The 19,586-nt window shown below is 36.0% G+C and carries 16 protein-coding genes; 15 read left to right on the top strand and 1 reads right to left on the bottom strand.

Translation table 11 applies throughout. The features are described 5' to 3' along the window. Nucleotides 1–3: 3 nt before the first annotated feature. From hemC to EHE19_RS14835, 8 genes are all read left to right on the top strand, one after another. Nucleotides 4–912: a hydroxymethylbilane synthase gene (gene hemC, locus EHE19_RS14870; protein WP_137696893.1), complete on the top strand. Its 909-nt coding sequence runs from the start codon at nt 4–6 to the stop codon at nt 910–912. Continuing rightward, on the top strand, nt 909–2,411 hold the full coding sequence (cobA, locus tag EHE19_RS14865; protein WP_137696892.1) for a uroporphyrinogen-III C-methyltransferase: 1,503 nt from the start codon (nt 909–911) through the stop codon (nt 2,409–2,411). Before hemC ends, cobA begins: the two co-directional genes overlap by 4 nt. Continuing rightward, nucleotides 2,408–3,385, top strand: a complete 978-nt coding sequence (gene hemB, locus EHE19_RS14860; RefSeq protein WP_137696891.1) for a porphobilinogen synthase — start codon at nt 2,408–2,410, stop codon at nt 3,383–3,385. Before cobA ends, hemB begins: the two co-directional genes overlap by 4 nt. Further along, nucleotides 3,385–4,668, top strand: a complete 1,284-nt coding sequence (gene hemL / locus EHE19_RS14855; RefSeq protein WP_425314290.1) for a glutamate-1-semialdehyde 2,1-aminomutase — start codon at nt 3,385–3,387, stop codon at nt 4,666–4,668. The genes hemB and hemL overlap by 1 nt, the downstream gene beginning before the upstream one ends. A 410-nt stretch (nt 4,669–5,078) precedes the next feature. Further along, complete coding sequence (locus tag EHE19_RS14850) at nt 5,079–6,566, top strand: ABC transporter ATP-binding protein (RefSeq protein ID WP_137696889.1); 1,488 nt, start codon at nt 5,079–5,081, stop codon at nt 6,564–6,566. A 5-nt stretch (nt 6,567–6,571) separates the two neighbouring features. Beyond that, nucleotides 6,572–7,363 carry an ABC transporter permease gene (locus EHE19_RS14845; protein ID WP_137696888.1) on the top strand — a complete coding sequence of 264 codons (792 nt, stop codon included), beginning with the start codon at nt 6,572–6,574 and terminating at the stop codon, nt 7,361–7,363. After that, a complete protein-coding gene (locus EHE19_RS14840; protein WP_137696887.1) occupies nt 7,360–8,172 on the top strand; it encodes an ABC transporter permease in 813 nt (270 codons plus the stop codon). Before EHE19_RS14845 ends, EHE19_RS14840 begins: the two co-directional genes overlap by 4 nt. Then, complete coding sequence (locus EHE19_RS14835; RefSeq protein ID WP_137696886.1) at nt 8,153–9,688, top strand: extracellular solute-binding protein; 1,536 nt, start codon at nt 8,153–8,155, stop codon at nt 9,686–9,688. The genes EHE19_RS14840 and EHE19_RS14835 overlap by 20 nt, the downstream gene beginning before the upstream one ends. A gap of 283 nt (nt 9,689–9,971) precedes the next feature. On the opposite strand, the gene EHE19_RS14830 is transcribed toward EHE19_RS14835, so the two are convergent. Next, entirely contained in the window at nt 9,972–10,826 is an 855-nt protein-coding gene (locus EHE19_RS14830; protein ID WP_137696885.1) for an AraC family transcriptional regulator, read from the bottom strand. A 569-nt stretch (nt 10,827–11,395) separates the two neighbouring features. Between EHE19_RS14830 and EHE19_RS14825 the strand changes: the two genes are divergently transcribed. From EHE19_RS14825 to EHE19_RS14795, 7 genes are all read left to right on the top strand, one after another. Continuing rightward, nucleotides 11,396–13,951, top strand: a complete 2,556-nt coding sequence (locus tag EHE19_RS14825) for a beta-L-arabinofuranosidase domain-containing protein (protein WP_137696884.1) — start codon at nt 11,396–11,398, stop codon at nt 13,949–13,951. Between the two features lie 321 nt (nt 13,952–14,272). After that, complete coding sequence (locus EHE19_RS14820) at nt 14,273–14,758, top strand: DUF4256 domain-containing protein (RefSeq protein ID WP_425314318.1); 486 nt, start codon at nt 14,273–14,275, stop codon at nt 14,756–14,758. A 601-nt stretch (nt 14,759–15,359) separates the two neighbouring features. Next, nucleotides 15,360–15,719 carry a response regulator gene (locus EHE19_RS14815; RefSeq protein ID WP_137696882.1) on the top strand — a complete coding sequence of 120 codons (360 nt, stop codon included), beginning with the start codon at nt 15,360–15,362 and terminating at the stop codon, nt 15,717–15,719. Nucleotides 15,720–15,771: 52 nt separating this feature from the next. Then, nucleotides 15,772–16,014, top strand: a complete 243-nt coding sequence (locus tag EHE19_RS14810) for a hypothetical protein (protein WP_137696881.1) — start codon at nt 15,772–15,774, stop codon at nt 16,012–16,014. Between the two features lie 156 nt (nt 16,015–16,170). Beyond that, the gene (locus tag EHE19_RS14805; protein ID WP_137696880.1) at nt 16,171–17,022 is read left to right on the top strand and encodes a methyl-accepting chemotaxis protein; all 852 of its coding nucleotides are present in this window, start codon (nt 16,171–16,173) and stop codon (nt 17,020–17,022) included. A gap of 74 nt (nt 17,023–17,096) precedes the next feature. Then, complete coding sequence (locus tag EHE19_RS14800) at nt 17,097–18,077, top strand: methyl-accepting chemotaxis protein (RefSeq protein ID WP_137696879.1); 981 nt, start codon at nt 17,097–17,099, stop codon at nt 18,075–18,077. Between the two features lie 18 nt (nt 18,078–18,095). After that, nucleotides 18,096–19,568, top strand: a complete 1,473-nt coding sequence (locus tag EHE19_RS14795; protein WP_171003532.1) for a chemotaxis protein CheW — start codon at nt 18,096–18,098, stop codon at nt 19,566–19,568. Nucleotides 19,569–19,586 lie beyond the last annotated feature (18 nt).

The raw sequence follows: 19,586 nt of genomic DNA, 5'->3' as shown, positions 1-19,586 counted from the left end.
TATATGAAAAAAATAAAGGTTGGAAGTCGTGACAGCAAGCTTGCGATAATCCAATCCAATATGGTTATAGACGCTATCAACAAGTATGATCCATCAATTCAAGTTGAACTTATAACAATGAAAACAACTGGTGACAAGATTCTAGATAAATCACTTGATAAAATAGGCGGGAAAGGGCTGTTTGTTAAAGAGTTGGACGAAGCCTTATATAGTGGTGAAGTAGATATTACTGTTCATAGCTATAAAGACATGCCTATAGAGGAAAATCCACGATTGCCTGTTATTGCTCTTTCAAAACGAGAGGATGCCAGAGATGTGTTGATTTTGCCCAAAACTCATCAAGCAAAAGCATTTCAAGATATATTGAAATCAGATACAAAAGCACTTCCAATTGGAAGTTCCAGTCTTAGACGAAAGCTTCAACTAAAAGAATTATATCCTAACTGTGAAACTGCACCAATAAGAGGGAATGTTCAAACACGACTTAATAAGTTGGAAAAAGGTGAGTTTTCTGCAATAGTACTTGCTGCCGCAGGAATAAAAAGATTGGGGCTAGAAAGATACATAAATAGATATTTTACAATAGATGAAATAATTCCTGCAGCCAGTCAAGGGATTATTGCTGTACAGGGAAGAGCAGGTGAAAACTTTGATTATCTAAAGCTTTTTGATAGCGAGGATTCTCATTTTATATCACTTGCAGAGCGCTCATTTGTTAAGGCATTGAATGGTGGCTGCAGTGCTCCTATTGGTGCATATGCAGAACTAGATAAAGATGAAATTATTTTGAAGGGGCTGTTCTATAATGAGGCAGCTGATGAAATAATAAAAGAGAGTATTAGAGGAAACAAGCAAAATGCAATAGAACTAGGAATAGAACTGGCGAGAAAAATAGGGGTAAGAAGTAAATGAAAAAAGGCTTTGTAGCTTTAATAGGTGCAGGACCAGGGGACAAAGGACTTTTGACGGTTAAGGCAGCAGAGATGTTGGCTAAAGCAGAGGTTGTTGTGTATGACAGATTGGTTTCAGATGATATTCTAAAGTTAATCCCACCAAATGCACAGAAAATTAACGTTGGAAAAGAGAATAAGCACCATCCTGTAAAGCAGGAGGAAATAAATGAGATACTTCTCCAAAAGGCATTGGAAGGTTATTTTGTCATACGTTTAAAAGGTGGTGACCCATTTGTATTTGGCAGAGGAGGAGAGGAACTGGAACTACTGATAGAAAACAATGTACAATATGAAGTAGTACCCGGAATCACCTCGGCTATTGCTGCACCTTGTTATGCTGGTATACCTGCTACACACAGGGATTACTGCTCCTCGTTTCATATTATTACTGGACATGCGAAGGCAGGTGGAGAACTAGCAATACCGTTTAGGGCTTTAGCTGAACTTAAGGGAACGCTAGTATTTCTCATGGGTATTTCATCACTTCAATATATAATGGATGGACTGATGGAAGCTGGATTTAATAAGAATACTCCTGCAGCAATAGTAGAAAATGGGACAAGGCAAAATCAGCGAAAACTGATAGCTACTGTTGGAACCTTGGAACAACAGGCAAAGGATAAGCAAATAAAATCCCCTGCAGTTATTGTGGTTGGGGAGGTTTGCAAACTATCAAACAGCTTTGACTGGTTTATGAATAAGCCTCTATTTGGTAAAAAGGTACTGGTTACAAGACCAAAGGCAGCTTTGGGAACAATTGCTCAAAAGCTTTATGAACAAGGGGCGGAGACTATTGAGTATCCATGTATTGAAGTGATTTCTATACAAAATAATGAAAGTTTTTATAATGCATGTAAGCATTTGAATGAATATGGATGGATATTATTCACCAGTAAAAACGGAGTTGATATATTTTTTGATTATTTAAAGAGCAAAAGGCTTGATGCAAGAGCCATTGCTAATGTGAAAATAGCAGCAGTAGGAAGGCAGACAGAAAAAGCCTTGGAGGAAAGAGGCATATTTTGTGATTTCACACCTGAAATTTTTGACGGAGAACATTTGGCTAAGGGTATAGCCAAACTTTTGAAGAAAAATGAAAAGGTGCTTATTTGTGACGGGTTAAAAGCCAGTGATGATATAGTCAATGTCTTCAACGAGAATAATATTGAATTTGACAGAGTTCATCTGTATGACACTTTATATACAAGTGAAAATAACGAAATGGTGAAAGAACTAATATATAAAGGTGAACTGAAATATGTAACCTTTACAAGTGCATCTACTGTAGAGGGATTTGTAAAATCAATGGGAGATATAGATACCCATAGCTTAACAGCTATATGCATTGGAAATCAGACTGCAAAGGCTGCTAAAAGGTACAACATTAATTATGTGGTTTCAGATGAAGCAACAATTGAATCAATGATAGATAAATTGGTGGAGGTGTCTAAAGGATGATAAATAGACCAAGAAGATTAAGGGGAAGTGACACTCTACGTAAGGCGGTAAGAGAAACAAGGATGTCAGCCGACTCATTAATATTGCCACTTTTTATAAAAGAGGGGAAAAATATAAAGCAGGAGATACAGTCGCTGCCAAATCAATTTCACTATAGTCCTGATATGGTAGGGCAAGCTATTGAAGAGGCTTTGAAGAATGGGGTAAAAGCTGTTCTTCTATTTGGACTTCCGGAGAATAAGGATGAGTTTGGAACGGAGGCTTTTAATGAAAATGGTGTATTGCAAAAGGGCATACATGAAATAAAGAAGAATTATCCTGAAATGTATGTAATAACGGATGTTTGCATGTGTGAGTATACCTCTCACGGACACTGCGGGATTTTAAACGGTGAGCAGGTGGATAATGACAAGACATTGCCTTACTTAGCAAAAATAGCACTGTCACATGTAAAAGCTGGTGCAGATATGGTAGCACCCTCTGATATGATGGACGGAAGAATTAGTGCGATTCGAATGACTTTGGACCAAAATGGGTTTTCTGATACTCCCATTATGTCTTATTCAGTAAAATATGCGTCAGCATTTTATGGGCCATTTCGTGAGGCTGCATGTTCTGCGCCTGCTTTTGGAAACCGCAAGGGCTATCAAATGGACTATCACAATAGCAGGGAGGCTATAAAAGAGGCTCTATTAGATGCTAGTGAGGGTGCAGATATACTTATGGTAAAGCCTGCTCTTTCTTATCTTGATATAATAAAAGCAGTTAAGGAGCAAACTCACCTGCCTATAGCAGCATACAGTGTCAGTGGTGAATATGCAATGATCAAGGCTGCTGCAGGTCAGGGGCTTATTGATGAGTATAATGTAATGTGCGAGAGCGCAGTCAGTATTTACAGGGCTGGTGCAGATATACTCATAAGCTATTATGCAAAGGAAATAGCAGCTGCAATAAAAAGAGGTGATATAGGATAGTGAACAGTCAGGAATTGTTTGAAAGAGCAAAAAAAGTAATACCGGGTGGTGTGAATAGCCCTGTAAGAGCCTTTAAGGCAGTAAACTCAAATCCCTTATTTATAAGCCGGGCGAAGGGCTCAAAAATATATGATGTGGAAGAAACTGAGTATATTGATTATGTTGGCTCATGGGGGCCAATGATTTTAGGACATAACAATGAAGCTATATTAAAAAGTGTTGAAAAAGCTATATGTAATGGACTTAGTTTTGGAGCACCTGTTGAAGCTGAGGTACAGATTGCAGAACTAATAACAGAAATGGTACCAGGCATTGAGATGGTCAGAATGGTGAATAGCGGTACAGAGGCAGTTATGAGTGCTATCCGTCTGGCAAGAGGTTTTACAAAAAGAGATAAAATAATAAAGTTTGAGGGCTGCTATCATGGTCATAGTGACAGCATGCTGGTAAAGGCTGGTTCAGGAGTGCTCACAGCAGGTGTTCCAGACAGTATGGGAGTTCCAAAGAATGTTGCAGCTGATACCTTGACAGCTATATATAATGATATTGCCAGTGTAGAGAAACTCTTTGCTGAAAACAAGAATGAAATTAGTGCTGTTATTATTGAGCCTGTAGCTGCCAATATGGGGGTTATTGCTCCGAAAGAAGATTTTTTAAGGGAACTTTCAGCTTTGTGTAAAAGAAACGGAACCTTGCTTATTTTTGACGAAGTTATTACAGGCTTTCGTTTAGCAAAAGGTGGTGCACAGGAGTACTTTGGAGTCTCTGCGGATATAGTTACCTATGGGAAAATCATTGGTGGAGGGATGCCTGTAGGTGCTTATGCAGGACGGAGAGAGATAATGGAATGTGTAGCACCTGTTGGAGGAGTATATCAAGCAGGAACTCTTTCAGGAAATCCGGTAGCTATGGCAGCGGGACTTGCTCAGCTGGAGATACTAAGAAGTAATGAACAGGTTTATAAACATATCAATGCAATGGCAAAAATACTGGGTGATGGAATAGAACTGTTAGCACAAAAATATAATGTTCCTGCTAATATAAATAGAGTCGGTTCACTGCTTTGTGTATTTTTTGCAGAATCGGTGGTTACAAACTACGCAGAAGCAAAAAAGAGCGATACCGTGGCTTATGCGAAATACTTTAAGAGTATGCTTAAGAAAGGTATTTATCTTGCACCATCACAGTTTGAGGCTATGTTTGTAAGTTCCGCACATAGCGAAGATGACATAAAAAATACTTTGAATGCCATTGAAGGGACTTTTATGGAGATGTCTAAATAACCACAATTATTTCAGCGTCAATTTTTGGGGCGAGCAATAGATTTATTGCTACTTAGTACTATTTAAGCAGTTTACGGCTATGTATATTTTATTGTCAAAGGATGAATAGTATTGAATAGAGATGCTTAAAAAAATGGCGTAATTCATGCATTGACGCTATTTAAGTTTGTGTGATAAAATATACGTGTTTTTGAGAGTTATACAAAATAAATAATTCGGCAAATATTAATAAATAATAGCTTTTAAGCACGTTTATATAAAAAGAATGAACGTGCTTGATTAGTGTAAAAATTCAGTTTACTTGCTTAGCTAAGAGCTTATTAACAGTAAATGGGATACGGATTAGAGCAATAGAGCTAAGTTGCTAGGGCGACTTGATTTTATTGCTTTTTATCATGAAAGGATTTAATATGGATAACATTATTGAACTAAAGGGTATCAAAAAGTGCTACGATGACTTTGTTGCCGTTAAAGATTTTAATCTTGAAGTTAAAAAGGGCGAGTTTGTCACGTTTTTAGGCCCATCAGGCTGTGGAAAGACCACAACACTTAGAATGATAGCGGGCTTTGAACTCCCTTCTGAGGGACATATTCTTCTCAATGGAAAGGATATCAGCGTACTTCCTCCTAACAAAAGACCTATAAATACAGTTTTTCAAAGGTATGCTCTATTTCCGCATCTGAATATTTTTGACAATATTGCATTCGGACTAAAAATGAAAACAATTGAGACAACATATACGAATAGTAAAGGAGAAACCGTTACACGCAGAGAAAAGCTGTCAAAGTCAGAAATCAGAGAAAAGGTAAAACGTGCATTGGAAATAGTGGATTTGGAAGGCTTTGAAAAGCGTAATGTTTCAACTCTTTCGGGAGGTCAACAGCAGAGAATTGCCATTGCAAGAGCTATTGTAAATGAGCCTGAAATTCTTTTGTTAGATGAACCTCTAGGTGCATTGGACTCAAAGATGCGAAAGGAAATGCAGCTAGAGCTCAAAGCCATGCACGAAAAATTCGGAATTACCTTTATATATGTAACCCATGATCAGGAAGAGGCTCTTACCATGTCGGACAAGGTGGTTGTAATGAGTGACGGCATGATTCAGCAGGTCGGAACACCTGAGGAAATTTATAATGAGCCAAACACTGTATTTGTTGCAGACTTTATTGGAGAGAGCAATATCTTCAGCGGAAAAATGTCAGACAAAAAGAAGGTTAGTTTCTGCAATGCAGAATTCCCATGTCTGGATGATTTTCATGTTGGAGCAGATGTTGACGTTGTTATAAGACCTGAGGATATTGAAATGACAGCTCCTGAAAAGGGACAAATAAAAGGAACTGTTCAGTCTGTTATCTTTAGAGGTATGCACTATGATATTACAGTTCAATCAGGAAATAATGAAGTTCTTATTAAAAGCACTAAAAATGCAGTAATTGGAGAAGAATTAGGGCTTACAATTGAACCAGATGGTATCCACGTTATCTATGCTCAGACAAATATAAATACATATGACGGAGTTATTACGGCAATAGATAAGGTGGCTTTTGCAGACGGTGAATTTTATTGTGATGTAACTAAATTGTACCCTGGGTCAAAAATAATCAATAACAGTATTATAGATAAAGATGGAAATAAGTTGAACGTAATTGGAAAGGATGTAAAGGTTAAGATTCCAATTGCTGCTCCTGCAATGAGTGACGACATCGATGCTGGAGGAACAAAAGGACATATCATTTCTCTTATATATAAAGGAGATCATTACCATTATATTGTCCGTACTAAGAGCGGAGAGGATATTCATCTTCATGACCAGAGCCTCTGGAATGAAAATGACTATGTTAGTGTCTTAATCTCTAAGGAAAACATTGAATTGTCACTAAATGTAATGGAGGCGTAGCAAATATGAAATATCATTTTTCGCGTAAGCAGCTGTGTATTCCTTATGCAGTATTTCTAGTATGCTTTGTCATTGCACCGCTTATAGTTATATTATACTATGCCTTTACAAATGGAGAAGGCTCATTTACAATAGACAATTTAACAGGCTTTTTCACCAGTAAAAATACAATAGGAACTCTGTTTTACAGTGTTCTAATTGCGGTAACTACCACCTGTACGTGTTTGTTGATTGCCTATCCCATAGCCTATATACTAGCACGCAGCAAAATGAAGAAAAAGACTGTACTTATGGCTTTATTTATTGTGCCAATGTGGGTTAACTTCACACTTAGGATATTAGCCTTAAAGGAAGTGCTCACTATGATTGAAGGGAATTTGGCGTTTCATCCGTTTTTGAACACCATAATAGGTATGACCTATGACTTTTTCCCATTTATGATTCTTCCATTATATACAACCTTGATAAATCTCGATAACCATGTTTTGGAAGCTGCCTATGATCTTGGTGCAGGCAAAATAGATGCATTTATGAAGGTTACATTGCCACTGTCATTGCCAGGTATTGTAAGCGGTGTAACAATGGTATTTCTGCCTGCTATGACCAACTATGTTATCTTGGACATGCTCTATAATAATACCTATATTATGGGCAGCCTGATTGGAAGTTACTTCAATGCCTATGATTGGCACAGCGGTTCTATGATATCCATTGTATTATTGCTTATAATATTTATAGCTATGTGGGCAACTAATGGATTTACTGAAAAGGAATCAGAGAGGAAGTCAATACTATGATTAAGAAGATAATGAGATCTTTGTGGCTTGGAATTGTGTTACTTTTTATATATTTGCCCATATTGATTTTGGCTGGGTACAGTTTTTTGGACACTCCTACAATAGGTGCTTCCGGAAGCTTTACTCTTCAAAACTATGTAAAGCTTTTTACAACACCTGAGCTTTTGGACATGATTTCCGGAACTCTTTCACTGGCATTTCAATGTGCAGTTATTTCTACTATTTTAGGAACACTTGGAGCTATTGGTGCATTCTATTCCAAAAAAGGCATGCGTAACTTTATAGTTACTGCTAACCAGATTCCAATAGTCAATGCAGATGTTGTAACTGGGTTTTCATTATGTATATTGCTAATTGTAGTTTTAGGTATGGATAAGGACACCTTTATACCACTTATAGCAGGCCATGTAGTTTTGACATCCCCTTTTGTGTATCTTTCGGTTGTACCAAAGCTAAAGCAGATGGACTACAGTCTTTACGAAGCAGCACTTGACTTAGGTGCAAGTGCGAGACAGGCGTTATTTAGAATTGTAATGCCTCAAATTATTCCAGGAATTATCTCAGGATTTTTATTGTCAGTAACACTTTCCATGGATGATTACTTTATTACTTCATATACAAAACCTGCAACATTTAATACTATCAGTACCTATGTTGTCAATGCTACAAGAGGTTCTAATACAGAAGTGAAAACAGCGCTTTGGGCACTATCAACCTTAATCTTTGCTATCATTCTGCTTGTAGTGCTGATTAGCAATATTACTGCCAACAGAAAGGCTGGTGAGAAGAATGATACAAATGAAATTTAAATGGAAAAATAAAATATGTTTAAAGCTTTTAGCCCTTTTCCTTCTTACGGCATTAATGTCCGGAATAATTCAGGTGCCGAAAGTTCTTGCTGAGACTGAGGATACGATAGTGCTTAGAGTTGGCAGCTGGGAAGAATATATTGACCAGGGAGACTGGGGCGAGGACGAAGAGGTGGACCTTGAAAGTGAAACTATTACCAGCGAGAACGGATTGATTTCAGATTTTGAGGAATGGTATTTTGATACCTTTGGAAAGCATGTGAAAGTGGAATACTCTACCTTTGGCACAAATGAGGACTTGTACAGTAAGCTTATTCTTGGTGAAGCTTATGATATAGTGTGTCCTTCAGAATATATGTTTTCAAAGCTTCTAAAGGAGAATATGCTTGAGCCTCTTTCAAAGGACTTTTTTGATACTTCAAATGAATACAATTATTATACAAATGGAGTTTCTCCTTTTATAAAGGAACTCTTTGAAAAAAATAAGATTGACGGAAAGCCTTGGAGCGACTATGCAGCGGGCTATATGTGGGGAACCATGGGAATAGTTTATAATCCTGATGAGGTTGATGAAGATGATGTATCCGGCTGGGATATTCTCGTCAATCCCAAGTATGCTAAAAGAGTCACTATTAAGGACAGCGTAAGAGAGTCCTATTTTCCTGCATTAGCTATTTTGAACAAGGACTTGCTGCTAACTAAGGAGTTCAGAGAGAACAAGGACTATTATGAGAATCTGGCTAAGGCTATGAATGACACTAGACCAGAGACTATCGAAAAGGTTGAGGATTTACTCCAAAGAATAAGGCAGAATGTATATTCTTTTGAGACAGACAGCGGTAAAGCTGATATGATTACTGGGAAAATAGTTGCAAATGTCCAATGGTCTGGAGATGGAGCTTATGCTATGGAACAGGCGGAAGAAGAGGGATATTACCTATATTACTCTGTTCCGGAGGAATGCACTAATCTTTGGCTAGATGGTTGGGTAATGCTAAAATCGGGCATTGCTGGTAATAGCGATAGAAAAAAGGCAGCAGAAGCATTTATTAATTTTATATCAAGAGCAGACAATGCCATTAGAAATATGTACTATATCGGCTATACTTCCTGTATTTCAGGAGGGAATAACCCCTTAATTTATGAATATGTCAAATGGAAGTTTGAGGCAGAGGATGAATCTGATGCAGTAGAATATCCAATGGGCTACTTCTTCAGCGGGGATGATGCTGATGAAAATTATAACCTCAAAACTACAGAGGATTATTCTAAACGCTTGCTTTTCGTCCAATATCCTCCCAAAGAGGTTATTGACAGAAGTGCGATAATGGGCTACATGTCCGACGATGTAACTTCGCAGCTAAATCAGATGTGGATTAATGTGAGGTGCTTTAACTTTGACCAGGTACCTGGGAAAGTGTGGTTATGGACACTAGCTATTATTTGCCTAGTGATACTTTTGATACTTGTATGGAGTTATCGCTATAGGATTTTCAGGAGGGTTCATAAAGGCTAGGTAATAAGTAGAACTATCAACATAACACTTACCATAAGTGCTTCACGTGGTTTATTATAGACTAGGTAATGAGAAAACATTGATGAAATTTGAATATATTTAATTTGTCTCATATATCCGCAAAATTGGATGCTCAAATGTCCATTTTGCGGATTTTTATCTTGTAGCGCGTATAGCCTTGACTTATGTGACAAAAGTCCAATAAGGATAGCTTCTACTCGATATTAAGTATTATTTGCACAAAAAATTATTATGATAGCATGTACATTTTATAAAATAAAATTTATTTATAAAATAATAACCTTTTTGAGTATGCATCTCTATATTGTGTAGGTGTTAGTCCTACCGTTCTCTTGAACCTTTTCATGAAGCTATGGTTATCATTAAATCCTATGCTGTAAGCTATATTGCTTATATTATCATTAGTTTCGCACAGCAGGTATTTAGCAAGGTCAATTTTTTCATTGATAATATACTGCTTAAGTGAAAAGCCTGAATAATTTTTAAAAAATTCAGATAAATATCGCCTATTATATCCAAAATGCTCTGCTATATCTGATACCTTAATATCAGTATTACGGTGCCACTTTATATAATCCTGAATATCATAAAAGAGCTGCTTTTTCTTCACATTCAAATTCTGAGGAGAATTTTGTTCTATGAACTGGCAGAATAATTCGCATAGAACAGCTGTACATAAATAATTGTTCATAAGTTTGTTATGATAACTTCTGACACTATCCTGAAGATGTTTCATAACAACTACAATCTTTTCAAGATTTGTTACTTTGCCATATTGAGGTATGTATAATTTTTCGGCAGGCAGTTCTAACGGAAGTTCATCGAAATCTACTGTTTTAAATGAGTTCTCAATAGTAAAGTGCAGCCAATAAAAACCACAGCTGCTGCTTTTATAGCCAGATTGTTTTGATAGTGGCGGGAAAAGTAAGAATTCACCCTTACATACATCAAAAAACTGCTCGTCAAACTGAAAATAAGCAGTACCCTCCGTAACAACTATAAGTTCAAAATTCTCCATCTGTCTTGAAAAATGCATCCACTCTGGAGATGGTGCCTGAAATTTTCCTGTTAAATCGTATTTTAATGGAGTCTCAAGTGAAAGTTCATAATATGTCATATGACTTTTTACCACCTATTCTGTAGAAAATCCATTTAATTCATGTATAAATATTGGTAGACTTAATTTAAGGTACCATTAATTATTAAGGGGGTTTTACTAGATAAAATCTTTTCTAAAGTCGTAATTATTTGAAAAGTTAATTCTAAAATTGAGTAATTAAACCTTTTGCTGCAGCATCTATATCTGCTTTATTAGATAAAAAATTCTATTATCTAAGGCAGAAAACTACCCGGGTGAAAAGCTGCTTAGGCTAGAGACTACTAATTGAGCAGTTGTATTAATAAAACTTGGTATGAAATTACTCAACAACTAAATTATATCAAAGTAGTATAAATAAAATCAATATTCGATATTCTGCCCTCTTAATCAATTTTATATTGAAAATTTCATTTTAATCTACGCGTTATAATGCCTAAATGATTGTTGGATTATATTGACTGCAAATTATCAATCCATAAGTATCGTTAATGGGTCTATGACTTGTAGACGTATTCTTTTTCAAAACTGACAATTGGACACATTAAATCCAAGCAACTACTATTAATAATAAAAAGGAGATATTAAATATGTTTGGAATATTTAAAAAGTCAAATAGTTCGTTACTGTTTCAAATACTTGTACTGCCATTGTTATTAATTTTTCTGTCACCTTCGCTAGTGTCAGCGGCAAGCGTTGACAAGCTTCAATCATTTGATATGGAGCAAGTTAAAGTGACTGATGCATATTTAGTAAACGCATTCAACAAAGAAATATCATACTTGCAATCTATTGATCCTAACCGTTTGTTAGCTGGTTATAAGCAAACTGCTGGCTTATCAACAAATTACAGTAAGTATGGCGGCTGGGAAAACACTCCTCTTAAAGGGCATACATTGGGTCATTATATGTCTGCATTAGCGCAAGCATATAAAAACACTAAGGATAATCCTACAGTAAATGCAGATATAAAAAATAGGATTGATCTTATTATTTCTGAATTGCAGGCATGTCAAAATAAGAGGGGTGATGGATATATATATGCTGAATCTACAGCCCAATTTGATGTTGTTGAGGGAAAAGCAACTGGTACACTATGGGCTCCTTGGTATACAATGCATAAGATAATGGCGGGGCTTATTTCAATTTACGAATTAGAAGGTAATCCTGCTGCGTTAACCGTAGCAAGCAATTTAGGAGATTGGATTTATAGAAGAGTTAATGCTTGGGATTCTGCAACGCAGGCCAAAGTATTAAGTGTTGAATATGGAGGAATGAATGATTGTTTATTTGACCTATACAAGCTGACTGGCAAAAGTACTCATTTAGCAGCAGCTAAAAAATTCGAAGAACCTTCTTTGCTTAATGCAATTGCTTCAGGAAATAATATATTGCCAGGTAAACATGCAAATACAATAATACCTAAGTTTATTGGTGCAATGAATCGTTATCGTACATTAGGTACATCAGAAGCTTCTTATCTTACAGCTGCACAACAATTTTGGAACTTTGTAGTAAGGGATCATACATATGTTACAGGCGGAAATAGTCAATGGGAGGCCTTCAGAGCTGCAGGAAAACTCGATCAATACCGTGACGAAGTAAATAACGAAACCTGTAATTCATATAATATGTTAAAACTAACCCGTGACCTATTTAAAGTAACTGGGGATGTTAAATATGCTGATTTTTACGAAAGATCATTTATAAATGAAATTCTAGCTTCTCAAAATCCTGAAACAGGTATGACAACATATTTTAAGCCAATGGGAACAGGATATTTTAAAGTATTCAGTAAGCCATTTGATAATTTCTGGTGTTGTACAGGAACTGGTATGGAGAATTTCACAAAATTAAATGATAGTATATACTTTAATAGTGGGACGGAATTATATGTAAATCTGTATATCAGTTCGGTTCTGAATTGGAAAGAAAAAGGGCTTGTATTAACACAAACGGCGAATGTTCCTTTATCTGATACAGTAACCTTTACAATTGATAGTGCTCCTTCCTCTGAACTTAAAATCAAATTCAGATCACCTTATTGGATTGCTGCTGATAAAAAGGTAACAGTTAAAGTAAATGGTACAACTGTTAACGCTCCAGTAACCAATGGCTATATTGATATAAGCAGAGTTTGGAATGTAGGAGATAAGATTGAGGTAACCCTTCCTGTCGAGGTACAGGTGTCAAGGTGCCCTGATAATCTAAGTGTAGCAGCTTTCACCTATGGCCCAGTTGTGCTATGTGCAGGACTTGGAAGTGAAAGTATGACTACATCTTCTGTTGGCTGGAATGTAACAACAGCTACAAAAACCGTTTCAGTTAAGGATACAATTAACATAAATTCTTCTACATCTGCAAGTTTAGATGACTGGCTTGCTAATATTAATAAATATTTAATTCAGACACCTGGAAAGATGGAATTTAAATTAAAGGAAACAGATGCGGATAATAGTTTAGTGTTTACTCCTTATTATTCAAAATATACAGGACGTTATGGTATTTACTTTACGTTTAAAGGTTCTTTTACAGGCCCAAGAAATCCATTTTCCAGGATTGAAGCAGAAAGCTATAATGCGCAGTCAGGTATTCAGGATGTAACCTGTGATGAAGGAACAGGTGCTATAGGATATATAGAAAATGGAGATTATGCAGTTTACAAAAATATGGATTTTGATAGTGCTGTAGTAGGCTTTATTGCAAGAACCTCCAGTGCTGAAAATGACGGTAAAATCGAGATTAGACTTGATAGTATTAACGGACCTTTGGTAGGAACATGTCCGGTTAAGAAAACAGGTGGATGGCAGATATTTACTGATTCTGAGTGCAGTGTCAGCGAAATAAGCGGGAAGCATGATGTTTACTTGAAATTTACAGGAGGAAGCGGATACTTATTCAACATTAATTGGTTTAAATTTATCAAAGAAGATATAGCACCAGTACTTATAGGAGACCTCAATGGAGATAATTCTGTTGATGCAACAGACTTTGCTTTGATGAAAATGTATCTTCTTGGAATAACTGATGACTTTCCTGTTCAAAACGACCTAGAGGCAGGTGACTTAAATAAGGATAATGTTATTGATGCCCTTGATTTTGCAATGTTCAAGCAATATCTATTAGGTGGCACTGAGTTAAATTGAAATGGAGCGGAAATAAACTTGAATTATAAATATCATTTATATTTATGTAAAACAAAATGAGTACTAGAAATATAAGATAATCACAGTATCTATGCAAATATATATTATATAAACAAGCACTAATGGATTATATGGACACCTCTTATGATAATTTTCTATCATAGGAGGTGTTATTTTTGGGAATTAGTGAAAAAAACAAAGCCGAATATTTTTTTACAAAGAGGGCATTATGGTTTTATCAATGTGATACATTAGGATGGAGGAAAAATTGTGAAAGACTTAGAATTAATTAATTTATTAAAAAAGCGTTTTGAGGATAACATGAATCGCCATAAAGGCTTTGAATGGGATAAAATTCAAGCAAGGTTGGAATCTAATGCTGATAAACTTTGGTCACTCAAAGAAATGGAAAGAACAGGCGGTGAGCCTGATGTCATTGATTATGATAAAGAAACTGGAGAATATATTTTTTATGATTGTTCATCGGAAAGTCCTAAAGGCCGCAGAAGTATTTGTTATGACCGTGAAGCGCAGGAATCAAGGAAAGAACATAAGCCAAAAAATAATGCACTCGATATGGCTGCTGCTATGGGTGTTGAAATTTTAACGGAAGAACAATATCGAAGGTTGCAGAAGCTGGGGAGTTTCGACCTGAAGACATCTAGTTGGGTGAAAACACCTGACTATATTAGGAGGCTTGGTGGCGCAATCTTTTGTGACCGTCGCTACGACACTGTCTTTGTATACCATAATGGAGCGGATTCTTACTATGGCGCAAGAGGATTCCGTAGTTTGCTTAAAGTATAACATTTACAATGGGACTTTTAGAAGTTTATTAAAAAGAGAATACCGACCTTTATAAAAATCATTTTGTCTACTCAGGCCAACTATAAATGCTGAAAATGAATAATTACGATTTCTAGTAATTATTAATTAGTGAAAAATATTAAATAATTTATGAATTAAACTTTTTTGATGAATCTTACGTAATAATACACTATTATATGGTAGTTATACTATTTTTAACAACCGTATTCAATTGAAAGTATATCTTCGTTTTTGAAAATTAATTCTACAACATTTAGCAGAAGTATTTGTTAAAGCATCCTTATAATCACAAGAGGCTGCTTTTCTGCGTAATTCTATATATTAATTTCTATTTACTATATAATACAACCAAATTCGATTTTTTTCGACAAAATACGACTTGCTTTAGCGAAAAATAAAGATTATACTCAATGCAATAATTAAAATTTTTTTGTTTTAGTATTACCAAATATTAGATACAAATATGACTAACGTAGACAACTTAATTCTCATTAACTTTATTTTATATTCGAATTTGCTAGGATTTTTAGACCATTATTTTATATAAAAATTAGTTCTTGTAGCTTAGAGAGGAGTTTTTATGACATCAATATTAATTGTGGATGATGCTGCTTTTATAAGACTTCAGTTAAGGCAGATGCTTGAAAGAAACGGTTATAATGTTGTTGGCGAGGCAGCTAATGGCAAAGAAGCAATAGTTAAGATTAAGGAATTAGACCCTGATATTGTTACTCTTGATATAACAATGCCCGAAATGGATGGACTTGAGTGTATGGAAGAAATTAATAAGATAAATAACAAACCTTCTGTTATTATGGTCTCTGCTATGGGACAGGAAGTTTATGTACAAAAGGCTATCATGAGTGGGGCCAAGGGATTTATTGTTAAGCCTTATAAAGAAGAGACTGTTATAAAAAATCTAAATAAATTCAAAAAATAACATATTTAAAAGAATTTTTTTTGCCTATATAACTAGGCTAGGAGGAAAGAGAATGAGTAAACTCAATGATGAGGAACTTTTAAAATGCATAAAAAGCTGTGAGTCAGAGTTTAGTACTCTGGCAGAAATACATAAACTTCTTATTCAAAATCAAATTTTATGTAGTATAGAAGAGCTCCGACAAAAAATTATTCCGTTACATCGGGATGGATATTTGGGAAATGAACCTACGGGGGATGGAGTTAATATGTACTACATTATTTTTTGTCCAGAGTATACAACATCAAGCGTTTAAACTTAAAAATCTTAATCTGATGATGTACAAAAAATTTTGATTGGATTTAAACTGTTTTTTGCATTTTATCAGATAAACCGAATTATTCGAAAGATATAAAATTTTAGGAGGTCAAATATTTATGGAAAAAAACTCGCGAAACCTTCAAGCGACAAAATGGAAAGAACAGTTGTACATTCATCAACAGTTTCAGATGAAATGGAAAGAAAGAGAGAACTTGCAAGAAAGCAGGCACAAGATAAAGTAAAGGCAAGGACATTAGCAAAACAGCAGCAACTAGCTGAAAGGATTGCAGTAGCTACGGAACAACTGGCTTCAGGTATAGAAGAAGCAAGTAGTGCAGCTGAAGAATTAGGTGCAACTATGCAACAAATTGCTAAGGGAGCTAATGAAGCCTCTTCCGCAGCTGAAGAATCTAGAGCTGCAATCAATCAAGTTGACAAAGCGTCAGTTATTGCCGATAAAAGTGCAAAGGAATCTTTGGAAAAGGTAGATATTGCTAAGGAGCTAATTGAAAATACCTCAAATGATATTGAGTTAATGATTAAGGGTATTAAGGAATCTGCTGACACCAACATGGAGTCTGTTAAGCTGGTTGGGGAATTAGAGAAACAGTCAAACGAGGTTGGAGAAATTGTTCAAGCGGTTGTAAGAATCGCAGATCAGACAAATCTCCTTGCACTGAATGCAGCTATAGAAGCAGCAAGAGCTGGTGAACATGGAAAGGGCTTTGCTGTTGTTGCAGATGAAGTGAGGAATCTTGCTGAGACCTCTGAAAAGTCTGCTAGGGATATAAGAGAGCTTGTTAATGAAATTCAGAGTAATGTGAAGATTGTAGTGACTGATATTGAAAGTGCCGGCAAGGCTGCCAATGATGAAGTTGAAAAAGCTAAGAAAACTACAGCAGACCTTATAAAAATAAATGAAGAAATTTTATTGGTACAAAATGGTGTTATGGAGGTGTCCCAGAATGCAGTTGATGCAAACAAGGGAGCGGTGAATTCCTAGCACTTGCTGAACAGATTGCAGCAGCGGCTGAACAGCAGAGTAGTGCAGCAGAAGAAGTGGAGAAATCTATTCAAATGCAGAACAAAGCCTTTAACGAATTAAATGCAGGTGCAGCAGATCTTGCTCAGATGGCTGAGGATTTAAAGGTATCTACTGATGCACAGAAATCATCAGAGTCTCTTGCAGCAGCTTCAGAGGAATTATCAGCTAATGTAGAGGAGGCAAACTCTACAGCAAATGAAATATTAAAGGCTATGCAGCAAATATCAAGCGGTGCACAAGCTCAAGCAGAGTTAACTGATAAATCAGCATTGCTTGCAGAAAGATTGGCGGTAGCTTCAAAGCAGATGAGTGAGAGGGCAGGATTTTCTGCAGAAAAGATAGCTGAACTTCAAAAGCTTTTAGACATAAATAAAACAGCTGTAGATGATATGATTGCAGGGATATCTTCAGCGGCACAAACTTCACTTATGGCAGCAAAGAATATCAGAAGTCTTGAGGAAACTACACGTAGGATTGATAAAATCGTTGATGCTATTGTAAATGTTACTATTCAAACAAATATGCTAGCTGTAAATGGTTCTATTGAAGCAGCAAGAGCTGGAGAATTTGGAAGAGGTTTCTCTGTAGTTGCTGGAGATATAAGAGCACTTGCTAATGAGTCTGCAGAAAACACAGATAAGATAAAAGATCTTGTAAGAGGCATACAGAATCAAATTCAAAGGGTTTCAGCAGATACTGATTTATCAAGTAAAACCTCTTTTGCTGAGGTTGAAAAAGCAAAGAAGACTACTCATAACCTCAATGTAATTGAAGAAAGCATGATCAAAATCCTAAATGGAGCTAAGGATATTCAAAAGGGTGCAGATGAGTCCATGATAGCACTGGAGCAGGCTAGAAAAGGTGTTGAACAGATTGCAACTGCAGCTCAGGAAGCTAGCAGTGGTGCACAGCAAGCTTCAACTGCAGCATCTGAACAAGCAAAAGGAATGCAGGAACTTGCTGAAGCTATAGAAGAAATATCCGGTTTAGCTGATGAACTTCAGAATATGTAATGAATGGAGGGGATAGTTATGGCTACTGGTATAAATAATACCAGCTTTACAGAACGCCAGCTAGTTACCTTCCTGCTAGGAGAAGATGAATTTGGGGCTGATATCATGGATGTAAAGGAAATCATTAGAGTTCCTGAAATCACAAAAGTACCCAATGCTCCTAGTTATGTTGAAGGTGCTTGTAACTTAAGGGGTAATGTGCTGCCAATTATTGATGGAAGAACTAGGTTTAGTATTGACAGGAAGGATAAGGATGAAAGCAGTAGAGTTATTGTAATAGATGTAAATGGTAAAGCTACTGGAGTGGTTGTTGATAAAGTATCGGAGGTAATGAGAGTAAATACTGCAGATATTGAAGAACCACCAATGATAGTAAAAAATATTGACGCAGATTATCTTAATGGTGTAGTAAAGCTTGATAATGGGAACAGGCTTGTTATGCTATTGGACGTTGTTAGGGCTTTAAGTGTAAGTAATGAAAAAGATAAAAATAATGCCTATAACGAAAGTGTTAATATGAACAAGGTCTTCCAAGCTTCTGCTGACTCTGAATCTATTGAGGAAGAACAGTTGGTATCTTTTCTTTTGGATAATGAGGAATATGCTATTGGAATCATGAGAGTCAAAGAAATCATACGTGTACCTCAAATTATTAAGGTTCCTAATTGTGAAAATTATATTGAGGGTGTTGTTTCAATACGTAACAATTTGCTTCCAATAATAAGCCTTAGAGCCTATTTTGGGATGGGACATGTAGATATTAATGACCATACAAGAATACTTGTGGTTGATATGGGTAATTTTACAGCAGGAATTATGGTGGACAAGATTTCAGAGGTATTGAGAGTACCAACAAGTATTATACAACCTCCTCCTAAATTCTCTGCTCAAAGTGGAGAACAGCTTAAGGGAATAGCTAAGCTTAATGATGGTAGACGAATGATTCTTATACTCGAACCCTCAGAACTAGTTTCAGCTGATGAAATAAGTGCAATTAGTGCTGGTATAACAAATCAAGAAATGAATGATGGAGAAAACAGCATTGAAAAACAGATTCTTGATGAAGAGAAACTGGTTACTTTCAAACTAGATATGGAGGAGTATGGTGTAAAGATTGCCAATGTACAGGAAATCAATAGAATGACGGAGGTAACTAAAATACCGAGAGCTCCTTACTATATAGAGGGTATCGTAAATCTTAGAGGAAATGTAATTCCAGCATTGGATTTAAGGAGATTGTTCAACCTTTCTGAGAAGCAGGAGACTGATGCTACAAGAATAATAATTGTAGACTTCGATGGGAAAAGAACAGGAATTATTGTAGATTCTGTATCTGAAGTTTTAAGAGTTGAAAAGACGCTGATCGAATCTCCACCAGATATATTGAACAATGGAATTGACAGTGCTTATGTAGAAGGTGTAGGCAAACTAGAAAACGGTAAGAGAATGATTTTAATTCTGGATATAAGTAAAGTATTAAGTTTTAGTTAATCTTAATTGTATGGGTGA

It is taken from the genome of Ruminiclostridium herbifermentans, assembly GCF_005473905.2.
GTDB lineage: Bacteria > Bacillota > Clostridia > Acetivibrionales > DSM-1351 > Ruminiclostridium > Ruminiclostridium herbifermentans.
This window is presented reverse-complemented; position numbering and strand designations above follow the sequence as displayed.